The 15,188-nt window shown below is 59.6% G+C and carries 15 protein-coding genes; 13 read left to right on the forward strand and 2 right to left on the reverse strand.

All coding sequences use genetic code 11. The features are described 5' to 3' along the window. The first annotated feature begins 186 nt into the window (after positions 1 to 186). Both ABID37_RS14755 and folB read left to right on the forward strand, forming a co-directional pair. Positions 187 to 816 (forward strand): 5-formyltetrahydrofolate cyclo-ligase, encoded by a 630-nt coding sequence (locus ABID37_RS14755; protein WP_354196035.1) that lies wholly within the window; start codon positions 187 to 189, stop codon positions 814 to 816. A 79-nt stretch (positions 817 to 895) separates the two neighbouring features. Continuing rightward, positions 896 to 1,273, forward strand: a complete 378-nt coding sequence (gene folB / locus ABID37_RS14760; RefSeq protein WP_354196402.1) for a dihydroneopterin aldolase — start codon at positions 896 to 898, stop codon at positions 1,271 to 1,273. 76 nt (positions 1,274 to 1,349) lie between these two features. Here the strand turns inward: folB and ABID37_RS14765 are convergent, their stop codons facing one another. After that, a complete protein-coding gene (locus tag ABID37_RS14765) occupies positions 1,350 to 1,652 on the reverse strand; it encodes a hypothetical protein (RefSeq protein ID WP_354196037.1) in 303 nt (100 codons plus the stop codon). Between the two features lie 685 nt (positions 1,653 to 2,337). Here ABID37_RS14765 and ABID37_RS14770 point away from each other — a divergent pair. The 11 genes from ABID37_RS14770 to ABID37_RS14820 all read left to right on the forward strand — a co-directional run bounded on the left by ABID37_RS14770 (position 2,338) and on the right by ABID37_RS14820 (position 14,670). Continuing rightward, entirely contained in the window at positions 2,338 to 3,411 is a 1,074-nt protein-coding gene (locus ABID37_RS14770; RefSeq protein WP_354196039.1) for an ABC transporter substrate-binding protein, read from the forward strand. A 76-nt stretch (positions 3,412 to 3,487) separates the two neighbouring features. Next, the gene (locus tag ABID37_RS14775) at positions 3,488 to 4,579 is read left to right on the forward strand and encodes an ABC transporter ATP-binding protein (RefSeq protein WP_354196041.1); all 1,092 of its coding nucleotides are present in this window, start codon (positions 3,488 to 3,490) and stop codon (positions 4,577 to 4,579) included. A gap of 3 nt (positions 4,580 to 4,582) precedes the next feature. Next, a complete protein-coding gene (locus ABID37_RS14780; protein WP_354196043.1) occupies positions 4,583 to 5,446 on the forward strand; it encodes an ABC transporter permease in 864 nt (287 codons plus the stop codon). Further along, positions 5,443 to 6,237, forward strand: coding sequence for an ABC transporter permease (locus ABID37_RS14785; protein ID WP_354196045.1), 795 nt, complete (start codon positions 5,443 to 5,445; stop codon positions 6,235 to 6,237). The genes ABID37_RS14780 and ABID37_RS14785 overlap by 4 nt, the downstream gene beginning before the upstream one ends. A gap of 276 nt (positions 6,238 to 6,513) precedes the next feature. Then, positions 6,514 to 8,136: an ABC transporter substrate-binding protein gene (locus ABID37_RS14790; RefSeq protein ID WP_354196047.1), complete on the forward strand. Its 1,623-nt coding sequence runs from the start codon at positions 6,514 to 6,516 to the stop codon at positions 8,134 to 8,136. Between the two features lie 91 nt (positions 8,137 to 8,227). Beyond that, a complete protein-coding gene (locus tag ABID37_RS14795) occupies positions 8,228 to 9,202 on the forward strand; it encodes an ABC transporter permease (RefSeq protein WP_354196049.1) in 975 nt (324 codons plus the stop codon). Then, complete coding sequence (locus ABID37_RS14800) at positions 9,199 to 10,137, forward strand: ABC transporter permease (protein WP_354196051.1); 939 nt, start codon at positions 9,199 to 9,201, stop codon at positions 10,135 to 10,137. The genes ABID37_RS14795 and ABID37_RS14800 overlap by 4 nt, the downstream gene beginning before the upstream one ends. Then, positions 10,134 to 11,105, forward strand: a complete 972-nt coding sequence (locus tag ABID37_RS14805; RefSeq protein WP_354196053.1) for an ABC transporter ATP-binding protein — start codon at positions 10,134 to 10,136, stop codon at positions 11,103 to 11,105. The genes ABID37_RS14800 and ABID37_RS14805 overlap by 4 nt, the downstream gene beginning before the upstream one ends. Then, the gene (locus ABID37_RS14810; RefSeq protein WP_354196055.1) at positions 11,105 to 12,127 is read left to right on the forward strand and encodes an ABC transporter ATP-binding protein; all 1,023 of its coding nucleotides are present in this window, start codon (positions 11,105 to 11,107) and stop codon (positions 12,125 to 12,127) included. The genes ABID37_RS14805 and ABID37_RS14810 overlap by 1 nt, the downstream gene beginning before the upstream one ends. 25 nt (positions 12,128 to 12,152) lie before the next feature. Continuing rightward, positions 12,153 to 13,562 carry a M20 family metallopeptidase gene (locus ABID37_RS14815; RefSeq protein WP_354196057.1) on the forward strand — a complete coding sequence of 470 codons (1,410 nt, stop codon included), beginning with the start codon at positions 12,153 to 12,155 and terminating at the stop codon, positions 13,560 to 13,562. A 10-nt stretch (positions 13,563 to 13,572) separates the two neighbouring features. Next, on the forward strand, positions 13,573 to 14,670 hold the full coding sequence (locus ABID37_RS14820) for a M24 family metallopeptidase (protein ID WP_354196059.1): 1,098 nt from the start codon (positions 13,573 to 13,575) through the stop codon (positions 14,668 to 14,670). Here ABID37_RS14820 and ABID37_RS14825 read toward each other — a convergent pair. After that, positions 14,642 to 15,187, reverse strand: a complete 546-nt coding sequence (locus ABID37_RS14825) for a TIGR02444 family protein (RefSeq protein WP_354196061.1) — start codon at positions 15,185 to 15,187, stop codon at positions 14,642 to 14,644. The two genes, ABID37_RS14820 and ABID37_RS14825, sit on opposite strands and share 29 nt — an antisense overlap. Position 15,188 lies beyond the last annotated feature (1 nt).

The following is a 15,188-nucleotide window of genomic DNA, read 5'->3' on the forward strand; positions in this document are numbered from 1 at the left end:
GACGCAACACATGCCGCCATCGGCACCGAGGTCGAGATCGGCAAGCTCGACGGCCACCAGAAACGCCTGCCCGCAAAAATCGTCCCCTTCGCCCATTACGACCCCAAAAAGGAAAGGCCAAGGTCCTGATTTTCCGGGCCTGTCGATCAACCGGCACTGTTCAGGGAGCATGCGCAAGGAGAGGCAATGGCTGGAAAGGGCACCAATCCGATACCAGGCCGGCCTGACGGGGCCCCGTCGGAACTTTCGCAGGATATTTCACAGTGGCGCGTGGGCGAGCGCAAGCGCCTGATCGGTCTTCGCCTTGCCATGAGCGCAGACGAGCGCGCCAGCAAGACAAGAGCGATCGCGGCCGGTCTTGATCGCCTGATCGGCTCTCCACAGGGGCGCATTGTCTCCTTGTACTGGCCGTTCCGTGGTGAGCCGGACCTGCGCGAATGGTCGACCAAGATCATCGAGGCGGGCGGGCAGATCGCATTGCCGGTCGTTATCGCCAAGGCGCAGCCTCTGGAATTCCGGCTTTGGGCACCGGGCGAGCCGCTGGAACGCGGTGTCTGGAATATTCTCGTCCCTTCCAGCGGTCGTGTGGTCGAGCCGGACGTCGTGGTGGCCCCGGTCGTGGGGTTCGATGCGGCAAACTATCGGCTCGGCTATGGTGGTGGCTTCTACGACCGGACGCTCGCAGCAATGACCAAGCGGCCGTTCAAGGTCGGGGTAGGTTATGCGGGCGCCAGGCTTGCGACGATCCATCCGCATGCGCAGGACATCGCCATGGACGCAATCGTGACAGATGAACGAGGCTCCCATGAGCACTGACGAACTGGTTATGGACCCTGTAGTTGCGGGTACCTCGGCTCGCGGCGGCCGGGTTTCCCGCCGCGATATCGCGGGTGCGATGTACAAAATCTTCATGAAGAACTGCGCGTTCTTTGCCCGGCACGGCGTGCTGGACGAGGAAGAACGGCTTGGCCAACGGTTCTATGTGGACGCCGAGCTGGATGTGCGCCCCGCGGTGGGGATCGAAGAAGATTCGATCGAGGCCACTGTGGATTACGGGCTCGCCTTCGCCGAAATCGAAAAGATCGTCACTGGCCGCCGGCGCTTCCTGATAGAAACCCTGGCTCTCGACATCAGCCGGACCCTTTGCTCGGTGTTTCCACAGATCACGCGTGCCCGGATCACGGTGCGAAAGCCCAACGCGCCCGTACGCGGTGTGCTCGACCATGTCGAGGTAACGATCGTCTGGCCTCAAGGTCCTGTCGCAAGCCTGTAGTCGGGGCGCAAAGAGTCTGCTTCCGCGACGTATAAACAGCCGGGATTCGGCTTGGCCGGCTATCCACGGTGAGAGATCAAAGCCAGTGCTTCTTGCCAGAGAAGGTTAGGATCATCTCGTCCAAATACCCAACGTTGTTTGGGTTGGGAGCTTTCGTGCCGTGTTGAGCATCTACACGAGAATTCGGCAGCCGGAAGCGCTTCGAATGTGTGAAGCCTGGGCCTTCACATCGGAACGGGAGGATGAAGGGTTCCTCCAGTGCCATATGTCGGATATGCAGGAACGAAGCCCAGGCGATGTCGGCGTGCGCCGGTGCGGGCGGCTCCCCGCAGACCTTCACATGCTTTACCAGCATCTTGTGGGAGAGCATCGTACTCATGATAGTGATGTCGCTTTCCTTAAGAGGGTGGAGGGCAAGGGTGCGTTCACGCTTCCTGTCATGGACATCTTGGAGTCTTGGCGAGATCGGTGACAGCGTTCGCGCAAGCCGGTTGGCGGGCTACAACCACCCGATTGACGGCCTATCCGTCCCTCGAAGCGGTTTACTTTACCAGGCCTGACCTTGTCGCCTGCCGTTTCCCGGCTCTCATGGATTCGGGCGATTGCCTGCTCAAATTGCTGTCGGGCGTGGAACGGCCGTAAGGCAAAACATTTGCAACCCATAATGTGACCTGGAAATGGTGGCAGCCACAAGATGACGGCAGCTGCGATGCGGATTGTCGAAAAGGCCATCGATCCATCGGCCGGGGGATTGGGACCGAGGCCAGCCATGCCTTTCATTCCGCTGCAACGTTTCGGGTAGCCGACTGCACGGACGGCGAAGCAGAACTGTAGGCGAGACGTGAACCCGCACGGAAATTGCCGACGCCCTGCAAAATCTGCCTTGACACAACAGATAATGATATAATTATTATGCAGTAATAATATTGCTAACAAACTTTTCCCCACAGTTCGGGGTGAGGGAGGTGCTGGAAAGCGGTGATGCATGACCACGAGGTGATGCCCTTTTGTGGAGGTCAAGTCATCGCGTTCGCTGTAGCTCAGGCCCTCCGCCAGAAGAGGGTGTGACCAACCTGGGGCCAGTGGCCCTTATCAACCATCCAAGGGGAAGTGTTATGAAAAAGATACGGTATGCGTTGTTTACGACCATTGCGTTGGGTGCACTGACTTCGTCCGCCTTGGCCGATTGCAAGCTTCGGGTCACGACTTGGGGCGGCAGCTATCAGAAGACCTATCAGGCGGTTGCCGCGAAATTCGAGGAGGAACACAACTGCACTATAGAATGGGTGGTTGGCGCCAGCCCCGACCATCTGGTGAAATCGCGCCTTGGCCAGGTCGATGTGGCGACGAACACGCTTCTCAATTCGATCGCCGGCGAGAAGGAAGGGCTCTGGATGGAGCTCGACAAGGCCAAGATTCCCAATATGGCCAATCTCTATGACAATGCGGTCTTCTCGCCCTACACGATCTTTGCCAATGTCGGCGACTATGTGCTGGCCTACAACACCGACAAGGTGAAGGAGGCGCCGACAAGCTGGGATGAGTTGTGGAAGCCTGACTATAAGAATCATGTCGTCATCTACGGCTTCGAGCATATACCGACCCTCAGCCTGACGGTCCTCCAGGCTGACAAGAACGGCGGCGGCATCGACAATATCCAACCCGGACTGGACCGCATGGCCGAACTGGTCAAAAGCGGCAATCTGATCGGTTCGCTCGATGTTGAAAGCCAGATGGTATCGCTGTTCCAGACCGAGGATGCTTGGCTCGGCATGCTCGCGACGGGGCGGATGAAGGAGTTGCTGGAAAAAGGCACCTCGAACGTCAAGTTCGTGCGCCCTGCCGAGGGCACTTTCCCGCTGATCAGCACGGTCAATATTACCAAGGCCGCAAGGGACCCGGCGATGGCGCAGGCATTTGTCGACTATATTCTGAGGCCCGAGGTCCAGGTCGCCTTCGCGGTCAACAATCTCTATGCCCCGACGGTCCAGAACGCGCCTATACCGGATGATTTCGCCTATCGGGACTTGCTGGTGCAGAATGAGGAGTTCAAGCGACTCTACCTGCCGGATCAGGAGAAGATCACGGCCCATAAGGCGGAATGGCAGAACCAGTTGAACCGCATGACCAGCAAGTAGGATGTCGAAAGACGCCGGCGGCCGGATCACGCAGCCGCCGGCGCTTGTATTAGTTGGCTGAGCGAGCGCAGGAATTATGAACCACGCCACCGAACACGCCATACAGGTGCACCGCATCTTCAAGCAGTACGGACGCATCACGGCTGTAAATGATGTTTCCTTCGAAGTCGGGCAAGGGGAGTTCGTCTCCCTGCTTGGCCCGAGCGGATGCGGCAAGACGACCACCCTTCGCATGATCGCGGGCTTCATCATGCCCAGCGGTGGCACGATCCGTGTCAATGGTCGTGACGTGACCCATCTGCCGCCGGAGAAGCGTGAGGTGGGTTTCGTATTCCAGAACTATGCGCTGTGGCCGCATATGACCGTGGCCGAGAATGTCGCCTTTGGATTGAAGCTTCGCAAGCACGGCAAGGATTTCATCCGCAACAAGGTCGAGGAGGCGCTGTCTGTAACAGGGCTGTCGGGCTATGAGGACAGGCTGCCGCGCCAGCTTTCCGGCGGACAGCAGCAGCGGGTGGCCTTGGCGCGCGCGCTGGCGCTGGAGCCCCAGCTCCTGCTAATGGACGAGCCCCTCAGCAATCTCGACCGTGCCTTGCGCATTGCCATGCGGCGTGAGCTGAAGCAGTTGCAGAGCCGGCTCAACATGACCACGCTCTATGTAACGCACGACCAGGAAGAAGCACTGTCCATGTCGGATCGTGTGGTCGTGATGAATGGCGGCGAGGTCGCGCGCGTTGCCCGCCCCTTCGAGATCTACGAGGATCCCCAGTCCGAATTCGTCGCCGATTTCGTCGGCACCACGAACTTCCTTGACGGCGAGGTCTTGCGTACGCAGGGCGGCCAGGCTGTGGTGCAGGTGGGGAACTCCCCTCTTCAACTCGTTGTCGATAGCGAGATGCCGCCGGCGCAAGGCGCGCCGATGCGCATCCTGTTGCGGCCGGAGCGCGTGCATGTCTCCCGAGACAGGCCCGAGGGTGCCAATGTCTTTGCGGCCACCGTCAGTTTCATCGAATATTTCGGGCCAACCATCCGCTACACGGTCGAGGTCGAGGGCAAGCGCTTGCAAGCCGAGGTCCACAATGTCGATCGTCCGCTCGCTATCTCTTCCCCGGTATGGGTGCGCATCGATCCGGGCCATTTTCGCCTGATCGATCGCAAGGGTGCCTGAGCCATGAGGTCTAAGGCCGCCGCCGTCCTTCTGGCTCCCTCCTTCATGCTTTTGCTGGCATTTGTGATCCTGCCGCTGTTGTGGGTGGCCCGGGTCAGTTTCAATACGACGGTGGACGGAGCCTATATGGTTTCGGCCTTAACCCTGGAAAACTACACCCGTTTCCTTGGAAGCCCCTGGTACCTGGTCAACACGCTGTGGTTTTCCATTCGCATCGCGGTCCTGTCCACGGTGATCTCGGTGGCACTTGCCTATCCCATGGCGCTCTACATCGCCCGCACGTCAGGCGCCCAGAAGAGCATCCTGATGACCATGGTGCTGTCGCCCCTCCTGATCGGCCTGGTAACACTCGTCTATGGCTGGATCGTAATCTTCCGGGGCGGGGGTTTGCTCAATTCGCTCATGATTGCGTTGCGCGTCTATGACGAACCCGTGCGCTATATGTGGGACTTGAAGGGCGTTGTTATCCTGTTGGTCTATATCGGCATGCCCTATATTGTGCTGTCGCTGCTCGACTCCATCGAGCGCATCAACCCCTCGCTGGTCGAGGCGGCTCGCAATGTGGGCGCCAGCCCTTGGACGGCGTTCTGGAAGATTACCTTCCCGCTGACGATGCCGGGGCTTCACGCGGGGCTGATCATCGTTTTCTCGCTGAATTTCGCGGCCTTCGCCGTGCCGCTCATGGTGGGCGCCAACGATACGCAGATGATCGGCCTGGTCATTTACCGGGAGGCGCTGCTCAACAACGATTTGCCGTTCGCCTCGAGTCTGTCGGTCATCATGGTGGCCGCCAATGCTCTGATCCTGACGGGCATGGGCTTCGTTTTCGGCAGGTTGATCCTGAACAGGCTGGAGGCCACGAGATGATGCGCACCGATGTCGGCGGCTGGGCGCTGCGCCTGTTCACCTATATCTCCATGGCGTTCCTGTTCTTCCCAGTTGCCATCACCTTGCTGGTGTCGATCAACCCGCGGGAATTCGTCCTGCCCCCGACAGGCTTCACGCTGGAGTGGTTTCGTGCCGCCTGGGCTTCTGATACCTTCGTGCGAGCGATGGGGGTCAGCCTGTGGCTGGGGCTGACAGCGACCATCGTTGCCAACGCAATTGCGTTTCTCGCCGTGTTGGCGATGATCCGCTACGATTTCCGGGGCAAGACTCTGATCAATCTTCTGATCATGTCGCCGCTGCTGATCCCGACGACGATCTTCAGCCTGGCGCTCTACGTGTTCTTTGCCCGTCTCGGCTTCGGTGCCGGCATTCCGGCGCTGGTGATCGGCCACACCCTGCATGTCCTGCCCTTTGCGGTGCGCATTCTTATGGCGAGCATGCAGAACTTCGACATGTCGCTGGAGGAGGCGGCGCGCAATGTCGGGGCGGGTCCGGTGCGCACGCTGTTCTCCATCACGCTACCGGTGATCAGGACGGGTCTGCTTTCCAGCCTGGTACTCTGTTTCGTGCTGTCGTGGAACGATTTTCCGATCTCGGTCTTCCTGGCGCCGCCCGGCTGGACGCCGCTGCCGGTCGAGCTCTTCTCCTATATAAAATACCAGTACGATGCGGTCGGCGCCGCCCTGGCGAGCTCGCTGATCCTGATCTCGGCCCTGGCCATCATCGTCATTGACAGGATGTCCGGTCTTCGCCAGGTCGTGAACCACTGAAGCGTGCTCTGTAACGAATGGGCGCCTGGCTGCTTCTGAAAAGAGGTCGGCCTTTGTCCGCCATCGGCAAGCACGGTTTGTGCCGCAGACCTATCGGATCGGCTATCCGCATATAATATCATTATTAAAATCGCCGGCTGCAGTCGGCGCCTTTTTATTATCCAGATAAATCAACAAGATCATGCTTCTGGCGGCCGGATTTCGTGCCTTGTCCCGGGTTCATGGGCTGTTGACAGGAAGGATATCAAAATATACCAGTTATTATGATATTATTTTATGGGCAAATACCTATCAATAATAGCCCAACTGGAGGAGCAAATGAAATCAGTGGCGCGCATGCTGGCGTTGGCTGGTACGGTTGCAATGTTGGGGATCGGTGCGGCCCACGCCGCCGACAAGCTCACGATAGGAGTGCGGGCGGCCGCGACGAGTATCGATCCGCACTATCACCTGCTCAATCCAAACAAGGATCTTGCGGCCCACATGTTCGACGGCCTGACGGCCATGGATCAGAACGTTCACCTCAAGCCGTCGCTGGCCATATCCTGGCGGCTGATCGACGACCAGACCTGGGAGTTCAAGCTGCGGGAAGGGGTGAAATTCCACAACGGTAATGCCTTCACTGCCGATGACGTCGCCTTCACCATCGACCGGGTGCCAAACGTCGCCAACAGCCCGGGCTCCTACGCGGTGTACACCAAGCGTATTAAAAGCGTGGAAGTGGTGGACGACTACACAGTCCGCTTCACCACCGACGGCGTCTACCCGCTGCTGCCCATCGATCTTTCTATGGTTTTCATGCTCGACCGGGAGACCCACGAAGGGCTCGGGACGGAGGACTTCAACTCCGGTAAGGGAGCCATCGGTACCGGCCCGTACCGTTTTGTCTCCTTCCAGCGGGGCGACCGTGTTGAGCTTGAGCGCAACGACGATTATTGGGGCGGCAAGCCCGAATGGGACGAGGTGACATTGCGCGTCATCTCCAATGATGCCTCGCGTCTCGCGGCGCTTCTCGCCGGGGACGTGGACATCATTGATGCGGTGCCCACCACCGATCTTGAGCGCCTGCGCAACGAGGCACGCGTCAAGATGTGGGATGCGCTGAGCATGCGCGCCATCTTCCTGTGGATCGATCACCATCAAGCCGAGGGAGCCACTTTTGTCAGCGGTCCGAACGGCGAGAAATTTTCCGAAAATGTGCTCCGGAATCTCAAGGTTCGGCAGGCCCTCAGCATGGCCATCAACCGCGATGCCATCGTCGAGAGATTGATGCAGGGTGCCGCCGCCCCTACCGGCCAGTTCCTACCCGAAGGTGCCTTTGGCTACGATCCCGGGATTTCGTCTCCCGCCTTCGATGCCGAGGGCGCCAAACGCCTGCTTGCGGAGGCGGGCTATCCGGACGGTCTGCGCATTACCCTGCACGGCCCCAATGACCGCTATGTGAACGACAGCCGCATCATCCAGGCCATCGGCCAGATGTGGGAACGGATCGGCGTCACCACCAAAGTCGAGCCGGAGCCTTGGTCGGCCTACATCGGCCGCATGACGCGCGGCGATTTCTCCATCGGCCTCCTCAGCGTCGGCACCTCGACGGGCGAGGCCTCCAATCCGCTGCGCTCCGTGTTCGCAACCACCAATCCCGACAAGGGACTGGGTGCATCCAACTATGGCGGCTACTCCAATCCTGAGATGGATGTTGTCGTTGAAAAGGCGATGGGCACCACGGATGATGCGGCCCGCGAGGCGCTGCTGCGCGAGGCAACCAGGCTGGTGATGGACGATGTGGCGGTGGTGCCGCTGCACATCCAGAAGAGCTTCTGGGCCTCGAAGCCTGACCTCGCGCTGGAGGCGCGCCGCGATGAGTCCACGCGCGCCATGGAAGTGCATCGCAAGAAGTGACCCGGCGGTCAGCCCTCGGGCCGCCGCCTCACTGGGATGCCGTATTAACCGGCATCCCATCAGCAACTTTTCCGGACGGACCAGACTTCTAATGGCCATATGGGTGTTACGGCGATTGATGCAGGCCCTGCTGGTCGTCTTTGCGATGACCCTGATCGTCTTCATGGCGATCAGCTTCATGGGCAATCCGGTCGACATCATGATTTCGCCTGATGCCGACCAGGCCGATCGCGCCAAGGCTATAGCCGCACTCGGGCTCGACCTGCCCGTTTGGCAGCAATATCTGCGTTTCCTCGGCGGCGCCATACAAGGCGAGTTCGGCCGCAGCTTCGTCTTCAACGAGCCGGCCATCGGTCTCATACTCAGCCGCATGCCGGCGACGCTGGAACTAGCCGTCACCGCCACGCTGCTTTCGATCGTTATCGGCCTTCCACTCGGCCTCTATGCGGGCCTGCGTCCCGACACCGCGCTGGCCAAGATACTCATGGGCGGCAGCATTCTCGGCTTCAGCCTGCCGTCGTTCCTGATTGGCCTGTTCCTAATCGCGGTGTTCGCGGTGGAGCTGCAATGGTTGCCGAGCACCGGCCGCGGTCAGACGGCGCCCCTCTTCGGCATTCAATGGTCGTTCCTGACAGCCGACGGCCTTCGCCATCTGATGTTGCCGGCGCTTAATTTGGCACTCTACAACATCGCGCTCATCATGCGCCTGACACGGGCCGGCGTCGCCGAGACCATGCAGGCCGAATATATCAGGTTCGCACGGGCAAAAGGCCTGACGACCCGCCGCATCGTCTTCGTTCATGTGCTGAAGAGCATCCTGATCCCGATCGTGACGGTCATTGGCATGGAATTCGGTATCACCATAGCCCTGTCGGTGGTGACCGAGACGGTATTCGCCTGGCCGGGAATGGGCAAGCTGATGATCGACAGCATCGGCGTTCTCGACCGCCCGGTCATCGTCGCCTATCTGATGATCAGCGTCTTGATCTTTGTCCTCATCAACTTCTTGGTCGACATCTTTTACACCGTGATCGATCCGAGAGCCGATCTGGGAGCTGCTGAATGAATGCCGGTGCCGTCCAGGACACTGCTTCCCCGATGAGGAATGAGGAAGCGCAAATAACCGACGATTCCCGGCCATTGGTACTGGCTGCTCGCGTCTTCGTAGGTTCGAAGGTGGCGATGGGAGCACTGGTCTTGCTGCTCTTGCTTGTGTTCGCGGCACTCTGCGCTCCGTGGATAACACCGCAGGATCCCTACGATCTTGGCCAACTGGACATTATGGACGGGCGTCTGCCTCCCAGTTCGGTTGGCATGTCAGGCCTTACATACTGGCTGGGAACCGATGACCAGGGCCGCGACATCTTCTCCGGTATCCTGCACGGCCTGCGTATCTCCCTCGGGGTTGGGGTGGGAACCGCGTTAATCGCGGCGATCATCGGCGCGACACTTGGCCTCGTCGCGGCCTTCTTGGGCCGGCGCACGGACACGGTGATCATGCGCGTGGTCGACCTGCAGCTTTCCTTCCCGTCGGTGCTCGTGGCGCTGATGATCCTGGCTTTTCTTGGCAAGAGCGTCTGGAACGTCGTTTTGGCCCTCGTCATCGTCGAATGGGCTTATTATGCGCGTACCGCGCGCGGTGCGGCGGTGGCGGAACGGCGCAAGGAATATATCGAGGCCGCTTCCTGCCTGGCAATCCCCGGCTGGCGCATCCTGTTCTTCCATCTGTTGCCTAATTGCCTGCCACCTCTGATGGTCATCACCACCATTCAGGTGGCGAGGGCAATTTCTCTGGAAGCGACATTGTCCTTCCTGGGCGTCGGTGTGCCGGTAACCGAGCCATCGCTTGGCCTGCTTATCGCCAACGGCTACCAGTACATGTTCTCCGGCCAGTACTGGATCATTTTCTTCCCCGGTGTGGCGTTGCTGCTTCTGATCGTCAGTATCAATCTGGTAGGGGACCGATTGCGCGACATCCTTAATCCGAAGGGCGTGTCATGAAGCCCACGTTGCAGGTCACGGATTTGCGAACGCATATCTATCTGCGTTCCCATGTTCTCAAACCGGTGGATGGCGTCTCGTTCAATATCGCACCCGGCCGCATACTCGGGCTGGTGGGAGAGTCGGGTTCCGGGAAATCCACGGTTGGATATTCGGTCATGAGAATGATCGATCCGCCGGGCCGTGTCGCTGGCGGCAGCGTGGAGTTCAACGGAACCAATATATTGGATCTGGACGACGCAGAAATGCGGCGCCTGCGCGGCAATCGCATTGCCATGGTCTTCCAGGATCCGATGATGACCCTCAACCCCGTGCTCACCATTGGCACCCAGATGATGGAAACCATCGCTGCACATGAGACAATCGGCAAGATGCAGGCACGGGATCGCTGCGTGCACGCGCTGGAGCTGGTGGGGATTCCCGCACCGGCCGAGCGGCTGAAAGCCTACCCGCACCAGATGTCGGGGGGCATGCGGCAGCGTGTGTCCATTGCGATCGCTTTGCTGCATGAACCCGGCCTGATTATTGCCGATGAGCCGACAACAGCGCTCGACGTGACCGTCCAGGCCCAGATTCTGTCGGAAGTCCAGAAGCTGGCGCAGGACAGAGGGACCGCCTTCCTGTGGATCACGCATGACCTGTCTGTCGTATCCGGTCTCGCCGACGATGTGGCGGTTATGTATGCGGGTAAGATCGTGGAACAGGGCAGGACCATCGACGTTTTGCGCAACCCGCAGCATCCCTACACGAGGGGGCTTATCGGATCGATCCCATCCGGCACGGCGCAGGGAGAGATGTTGACACCCATTCCCGGCAGTGCGCCCAACCTCACGCGGCTACCGCAAGGCTGTGCGTTCGAGCCCCGCTGCCCGCACCGCCTGCCACAATGTGCCAGCGCAGTTCCACCGCAATCGGCGGGGACAGGCCGCGCGCTCGCCTGTTTCAACCCTCTGGTCGATGCGAGGTGATGGCTATGACACAGACGCCGATCCTGGAACTGAGGAAGGTCGCCAAATCCTTCGCGAAAGGTGACGATATTGTATCGCGGGCCGCGCGAAAGCTTGGGCTGCTGGCTCCCAACCGTCCCCTTCATGCGGTGCAAGAGAGCAGCTTGCAGATCTGGAGCGGTGAGATTGTCGGACTTGTCGGGGAATCGGGATGCGGAAAATCGACGCTCGGCCGCCTCGCGGCCGGCCTCATCCGCCCTACTTGCGGCGCAGTACTGCAAGATGGAAAGGACGTCTCCACAATGACCAGGTCGGAGCGGCGTCAAGCCAAGCTCAAGACCCAGATGATCTTCCAGAATCCTTATGCGAGTCTCAACCCGCGGGCCAAGATTGGACAGGCAGTCGGAGAAGCTGCCCGGTTCCATGGCCTGCTCGATGACGGTAGCGGCAGGACAAGCTATGAAGACTATGTCGAAAGCCAGTTGGCTCGTGTAGGTCTAGACAGCGGCTATAAGAACCGCTTCCCCCATCAACTCAGCGGCGGCCAGCGCCAGCGCGTGGCTATTGCGCGCGCCCTGGCTGTCAAGCCGCACATGCTGATCTGCGACGAAGTGGTTTCCGCTCTCGACGTGTCAGTACAGGCTCAGATACTCAACCTGTTTATCGAGCTGCGTGACCGGCTCAATCTGACTTATCTTTTTGTTAGCCACGATCTGCATGTAATCCGTTATCTCTCGGACAGGGTGGTGGTCATGTATCTTGGCCAGGTCGTCGAAGAGGCACCCGCCGAGCAAATTTATCGGCATCCCAATCATCCCTATACGCGTGCGCTGCTGGCTGAAGTGCCGCGCCTTGGCGAAGGCAAAAGCCAGTTCACCGCGATCAAGGGGGAGATGCCGAGCCCGCTCGATCCGCCCAAGGGTTGTCCTTTTCATCCCCGTTGCATCCACGCCACCGCGCGTTGTGCCGTGGAAGCACCGGCAATAGTCGAGATTGCTCCCGGTCACCGGTCGGCGTGCCATCTCAACCAGATGTCTCACTGAAATTGCATGCAAGATGGAGATTCCATTGAAGAAGGATGTGTTGAAGGCAGTCGAGGACAAGGCGCCTGCCTATATCAAGCTGGCGGACTCCATCTGGGATACGCCGGAGCTTTGCTTCAAGGAGTTCAAGTCTTCGGCAATGCAGATGGCGTTGCTCGGGCGCGAGGGCTTCCTGGTCACCAAGGGGCTTGCCGGCATGTCTACCGCTTTCGTGGCTGAGGCTGGCAAGGGCAGGCCTATTATCGGCTTCCTTGGTGAATTCGATGCGCTTTCGGGACTGAGCCAGGACGCGGGCGTGGCAGTTCAACAAACGTCGACTCCGGGTGCCAACGGCCACGGCTGTGGACACAATCTGCACGGCGCTGGTGCCATGCTGGCCGCCGTAGCGCTGCGCGATGTTCTCAAGGCTCACGGTGTAGAAGCAACGGTCAGGTATTATGGCTGTCCAGCTGAGGAAGGCGGTTCCGGTAAAACCTTCATGACGCGCGCTGGCGTGTTTGATGACCTTGATGTGGCGCTCAACTGGCATCCTTCCAGTTTCTCGACGGTTAAGGCATTCCCGTCGCTGGCGGTCATCCAGGCGGCCTTTCGCTTTACTGGCAAGGCTGCCCATGCGGCAGCGGCCCCGCATATGGGACGCAGCGCACTCGACGCCGTCGAGTTGTTCAATGTCGGAGTGAACTATTTACGCGAGCATATGCCCGATCAGGCCCGTATCCACTATGCCGTTACCGACAGCGGCGGCACCTCGCCCAATGTCGTGCAGGCTCGGGCCGAGGTTCTCTACTATGTGCGCGCACCCGATATCCACGAGACGAAGGAACTGTTCCAGCGGGTCAAGAAGGTAGCCGAAGGTGCGGCCTGGATGACAGAAACGACGCTTGAGGTTTCCACCAGCCGCGGTTGTTCGAACAACATTTACAACAAGGTGTTGGACGATGTCATGTATGACAATCTGCTACAACTAGGGCCCCCACCCTTCGATGATGTGGACCGTGAATTTGCGGCGGAAATCCGCAAGACCTTCAGCGAGGAAGATGTCAGCTTCAATGCGTTGAACTTCGGTTTCCCGAGCCAGTCCTCCAAGGTTCTGAGCGATGACGTCGTACGTGAGGCACCGCAATTGCTCGGCGGTTCGTCCGACATGGGTGACGTAACCTGGGTGGCGCCCACCACCCAGTATTTCGGCGCCTGCTATGCCATTGGCACCGAATTTCATACCTGGCAGCTCGTCGCCCAGGGAAAAACCCCTGCAGCTCACAAGGGCATGATCCATGCGGCAAAGGTGCTGGCAGCGACCGCCATCGATTTGATCCAGAACCCGGTCATTATTGAGAAGGCCAAGGAAAACCTGAAGTTGATGAAGAGCAACCGACCCTATAGCTGTCCGATTCCGCCGGAAGTTCAGCCCCCATCCTATGCTGAAGCGTGCTGAGGTGGCGAATATGTTGCAGGCTCGCCTGGATGGGTTGCGAGCAATGATGACGGATCAGGGTCTCGATGCTGTGGCCCTGGTTCCAGGCAATGCGTTCCGGTACTTTCTCGGGCCGGATATGCCTTTCCTGGAGCGACCAACCGTTGTCGTTATCGATCGGCAAGGGGGCAGCAAGGCTGTCATCCCCGCGATCGAGCGGGCAACCTGGCAGAAAGTCAAGCTCGATGGCGATACGTCCTACTGGCGCGATGAAGATGGATATGCCGGCATCTTTGCCGCGCAGAGAGGGCAGGTGAATGCGCGCCGCATAGGCGTCGAAAGCTTCCGCATGCGGGTGGCCGAACTGAACGCACTTCAAAGCATGGTGCCGGACGCAGAAATCGTGCCGATCCACACTCAGTTATGGGAACTCAGGTCATGCAAGGATGCCAGCGAAATCGATATGATCCGTCGGGCGGTGTGTGCCTCCGAGGAGGCAATACGAAGCACTCTGGAAGAGGTCCGGGTTGGCATGAGCGAGATGGATGTAAAGGCTATCTTGCAAGGTCATATAACGTCTTGTTCCGGCATAGGGATTACCGGCGAGCTGCTGGTTCTGGCTGGCGACAACTCGGCCCGGCCGCATGGCCGATCGCGGATGGACTATCGTATCCGCAAGGGCGACGCCCTGCTGATCGATTTCGCCGCGACCTGCGAGGGCTATTGTTCGGATGTCACCCGCACCGCCTTCGTCGGGGCGATGTCGGATGAGCAGCACCGGCTCTACGATACGGTTCTGCGCGCCAATGAGATCGGCCGTGGGCTTGTACGGCCGGGTGTCAGCGCCCACGAAGTGGATGATGTCGTTCAGTCCTTTCTGGAGGCCAGCCCCTTCCGCGACTTTATCGTGCACAAGACCGGGCATGGACTTGGCCTCGATGTGCATGAGTTGCCTCATCTTATGCGTGGCAACCATACCCCGCTGGCGCAAGGCAATGTGGTGACGGTGGAACCGGGGCTCTACAAGCCAGGCGAGATCGGGGTCCGCATCGAGGATGTCCTGGCCGTTACCGAAAACGATCGCGAGGAACTGTCGACGTTCACGCGGGAGCCGCTGGTTGTGGGGTAGGGCCGTCTCGGCCAGCCCGGACGACTTCGGCTACAGCGATGATGTACGCCAATGCCCTTTCCACCGCGCCATTGCGACTATCGGCTGGAACAAGGCCCGTCAGGGTTTCGTTTGAGGTCGGCCCGGCGCCGGTCGCGTTCTCCTCCAGCCAGTAAGCGGCGAAATCGACCTGCAGGCGTTCCGCCATCAGTTCCGCCTTTTTGATGTCGGCACGAAGCTGTTCCTTCGCGCTCTCCGCGATGTCCTGCCGTGCTGGCTTTAGCGCGCGCCTGATGCTGCGCAGGGGTAGCACCGCATCTTGACGCCAACCTGACATTCCGGCCCGAAGCGTCGCAATCTCTTTGTCCGTAAGCGGTTTGCCCAAGGCTATGTCGGCATAGATGAGCATCAGCATCTCCACCACGTCCAGTCCTGCCTCGTCCTGCAGGAGGAGACAGGCTTCGGAAATACCGTTGCGCCGATAGAAATCGAGCAGGAACGCCCATGCGGCATCTGCGGGGAAAGGCCGTTCGCTCAAA

The sequence above is a fragment of the Aquamicrobium terrae genome (assembly GCF_040545735.1).
Classification (GTDB): Bacteria; Pseudomonadota; Alphaproteobacteria; order Rhizobiales; family Rhizobiaceae; genus Mesorhizobium; species Mesorhizobium terrae_A.

Coding starts and splice junctions, on each gene's coding strand:
- ABID37_RS14755 (WP_354196035.1), top strand. CDS start 187: ATGGCTGGAAAGGGCACCAATCCGATACCAGGCCGGCCTGACGGGGCC.
- folB (WP_354196402.1), top strand. CDS start 896: ATGTACAAAATCTTCATGAAGAACTGCGCGTTCTTTGCCCGGCACGGC.
- ABID37_RS14765 (WP_354196037.1), bottom strand. CDS start 1,652: ATGAGTACGATGCTCTCCCACAAGATGCTGGTAAAGCATGTGAAGGTC.
- ABID37_RS14775 (WP_354196041.1), top strand. CDS start 3,488: ATGAACCACGCCACCGAACACGCCATACAGGTGCACCGCATCTTCAAG.
- ABID37_RS14780 (WP_354196043.1), top strand. CDS start 4,583: ATGAGGTCTAAGGCCGCCGCCGTCCTTCTGGCTCCCTCCTTCATGCTT.
- ABID37_RS14785 (WP_354196045.1), top strand. CDS start 5,443: ATGATGCGCACCGATGTCGGCGGCTGGGCGCTGCGCCTGTTCACCTAT.
- ABID37_RS14790 (WP_354196047.1), top strand. CDS start 6,514: ATGGGCAAATACCTATCAATAATAGCCCAACTGGAGGAGCAAATGAAA.
- ABID37_RS14795 (WP_354196049.1), top strand. CDS start 8,228: ATGGCCATATGGGTGTTACGGCGATTGATGCAGGCCCTGCTGGTCGTC.
- ABID37_RS14800 (WP_354196051.1), top strand. CDS start 9,199: ATGAATGCCGGTGCCGTCCAGGACACTGCTTCCCCGATGAGGAATGAG.
- ABID37_RS14805 (WP_354196053.1), top strand. CDS start 10,134: ATGAAGCCCACGTTGCAGGTCACGGATTTGCGAACGCATATCTATCTG.
- ABID37_RS14810 (WP_354196055.1), top strand. CDS start 11,105: ATGGCTATGACACAGACGCCGATCCTGGAACTGAGGAAGGTCGCCAAA.
- ABID37_RS14820 (WP_354196059.1), top strand. CDS start 13,573: ATGTTGCAGGCTCGCCTGGATGGGTTGCGAGCAATGATGACGGATCAG.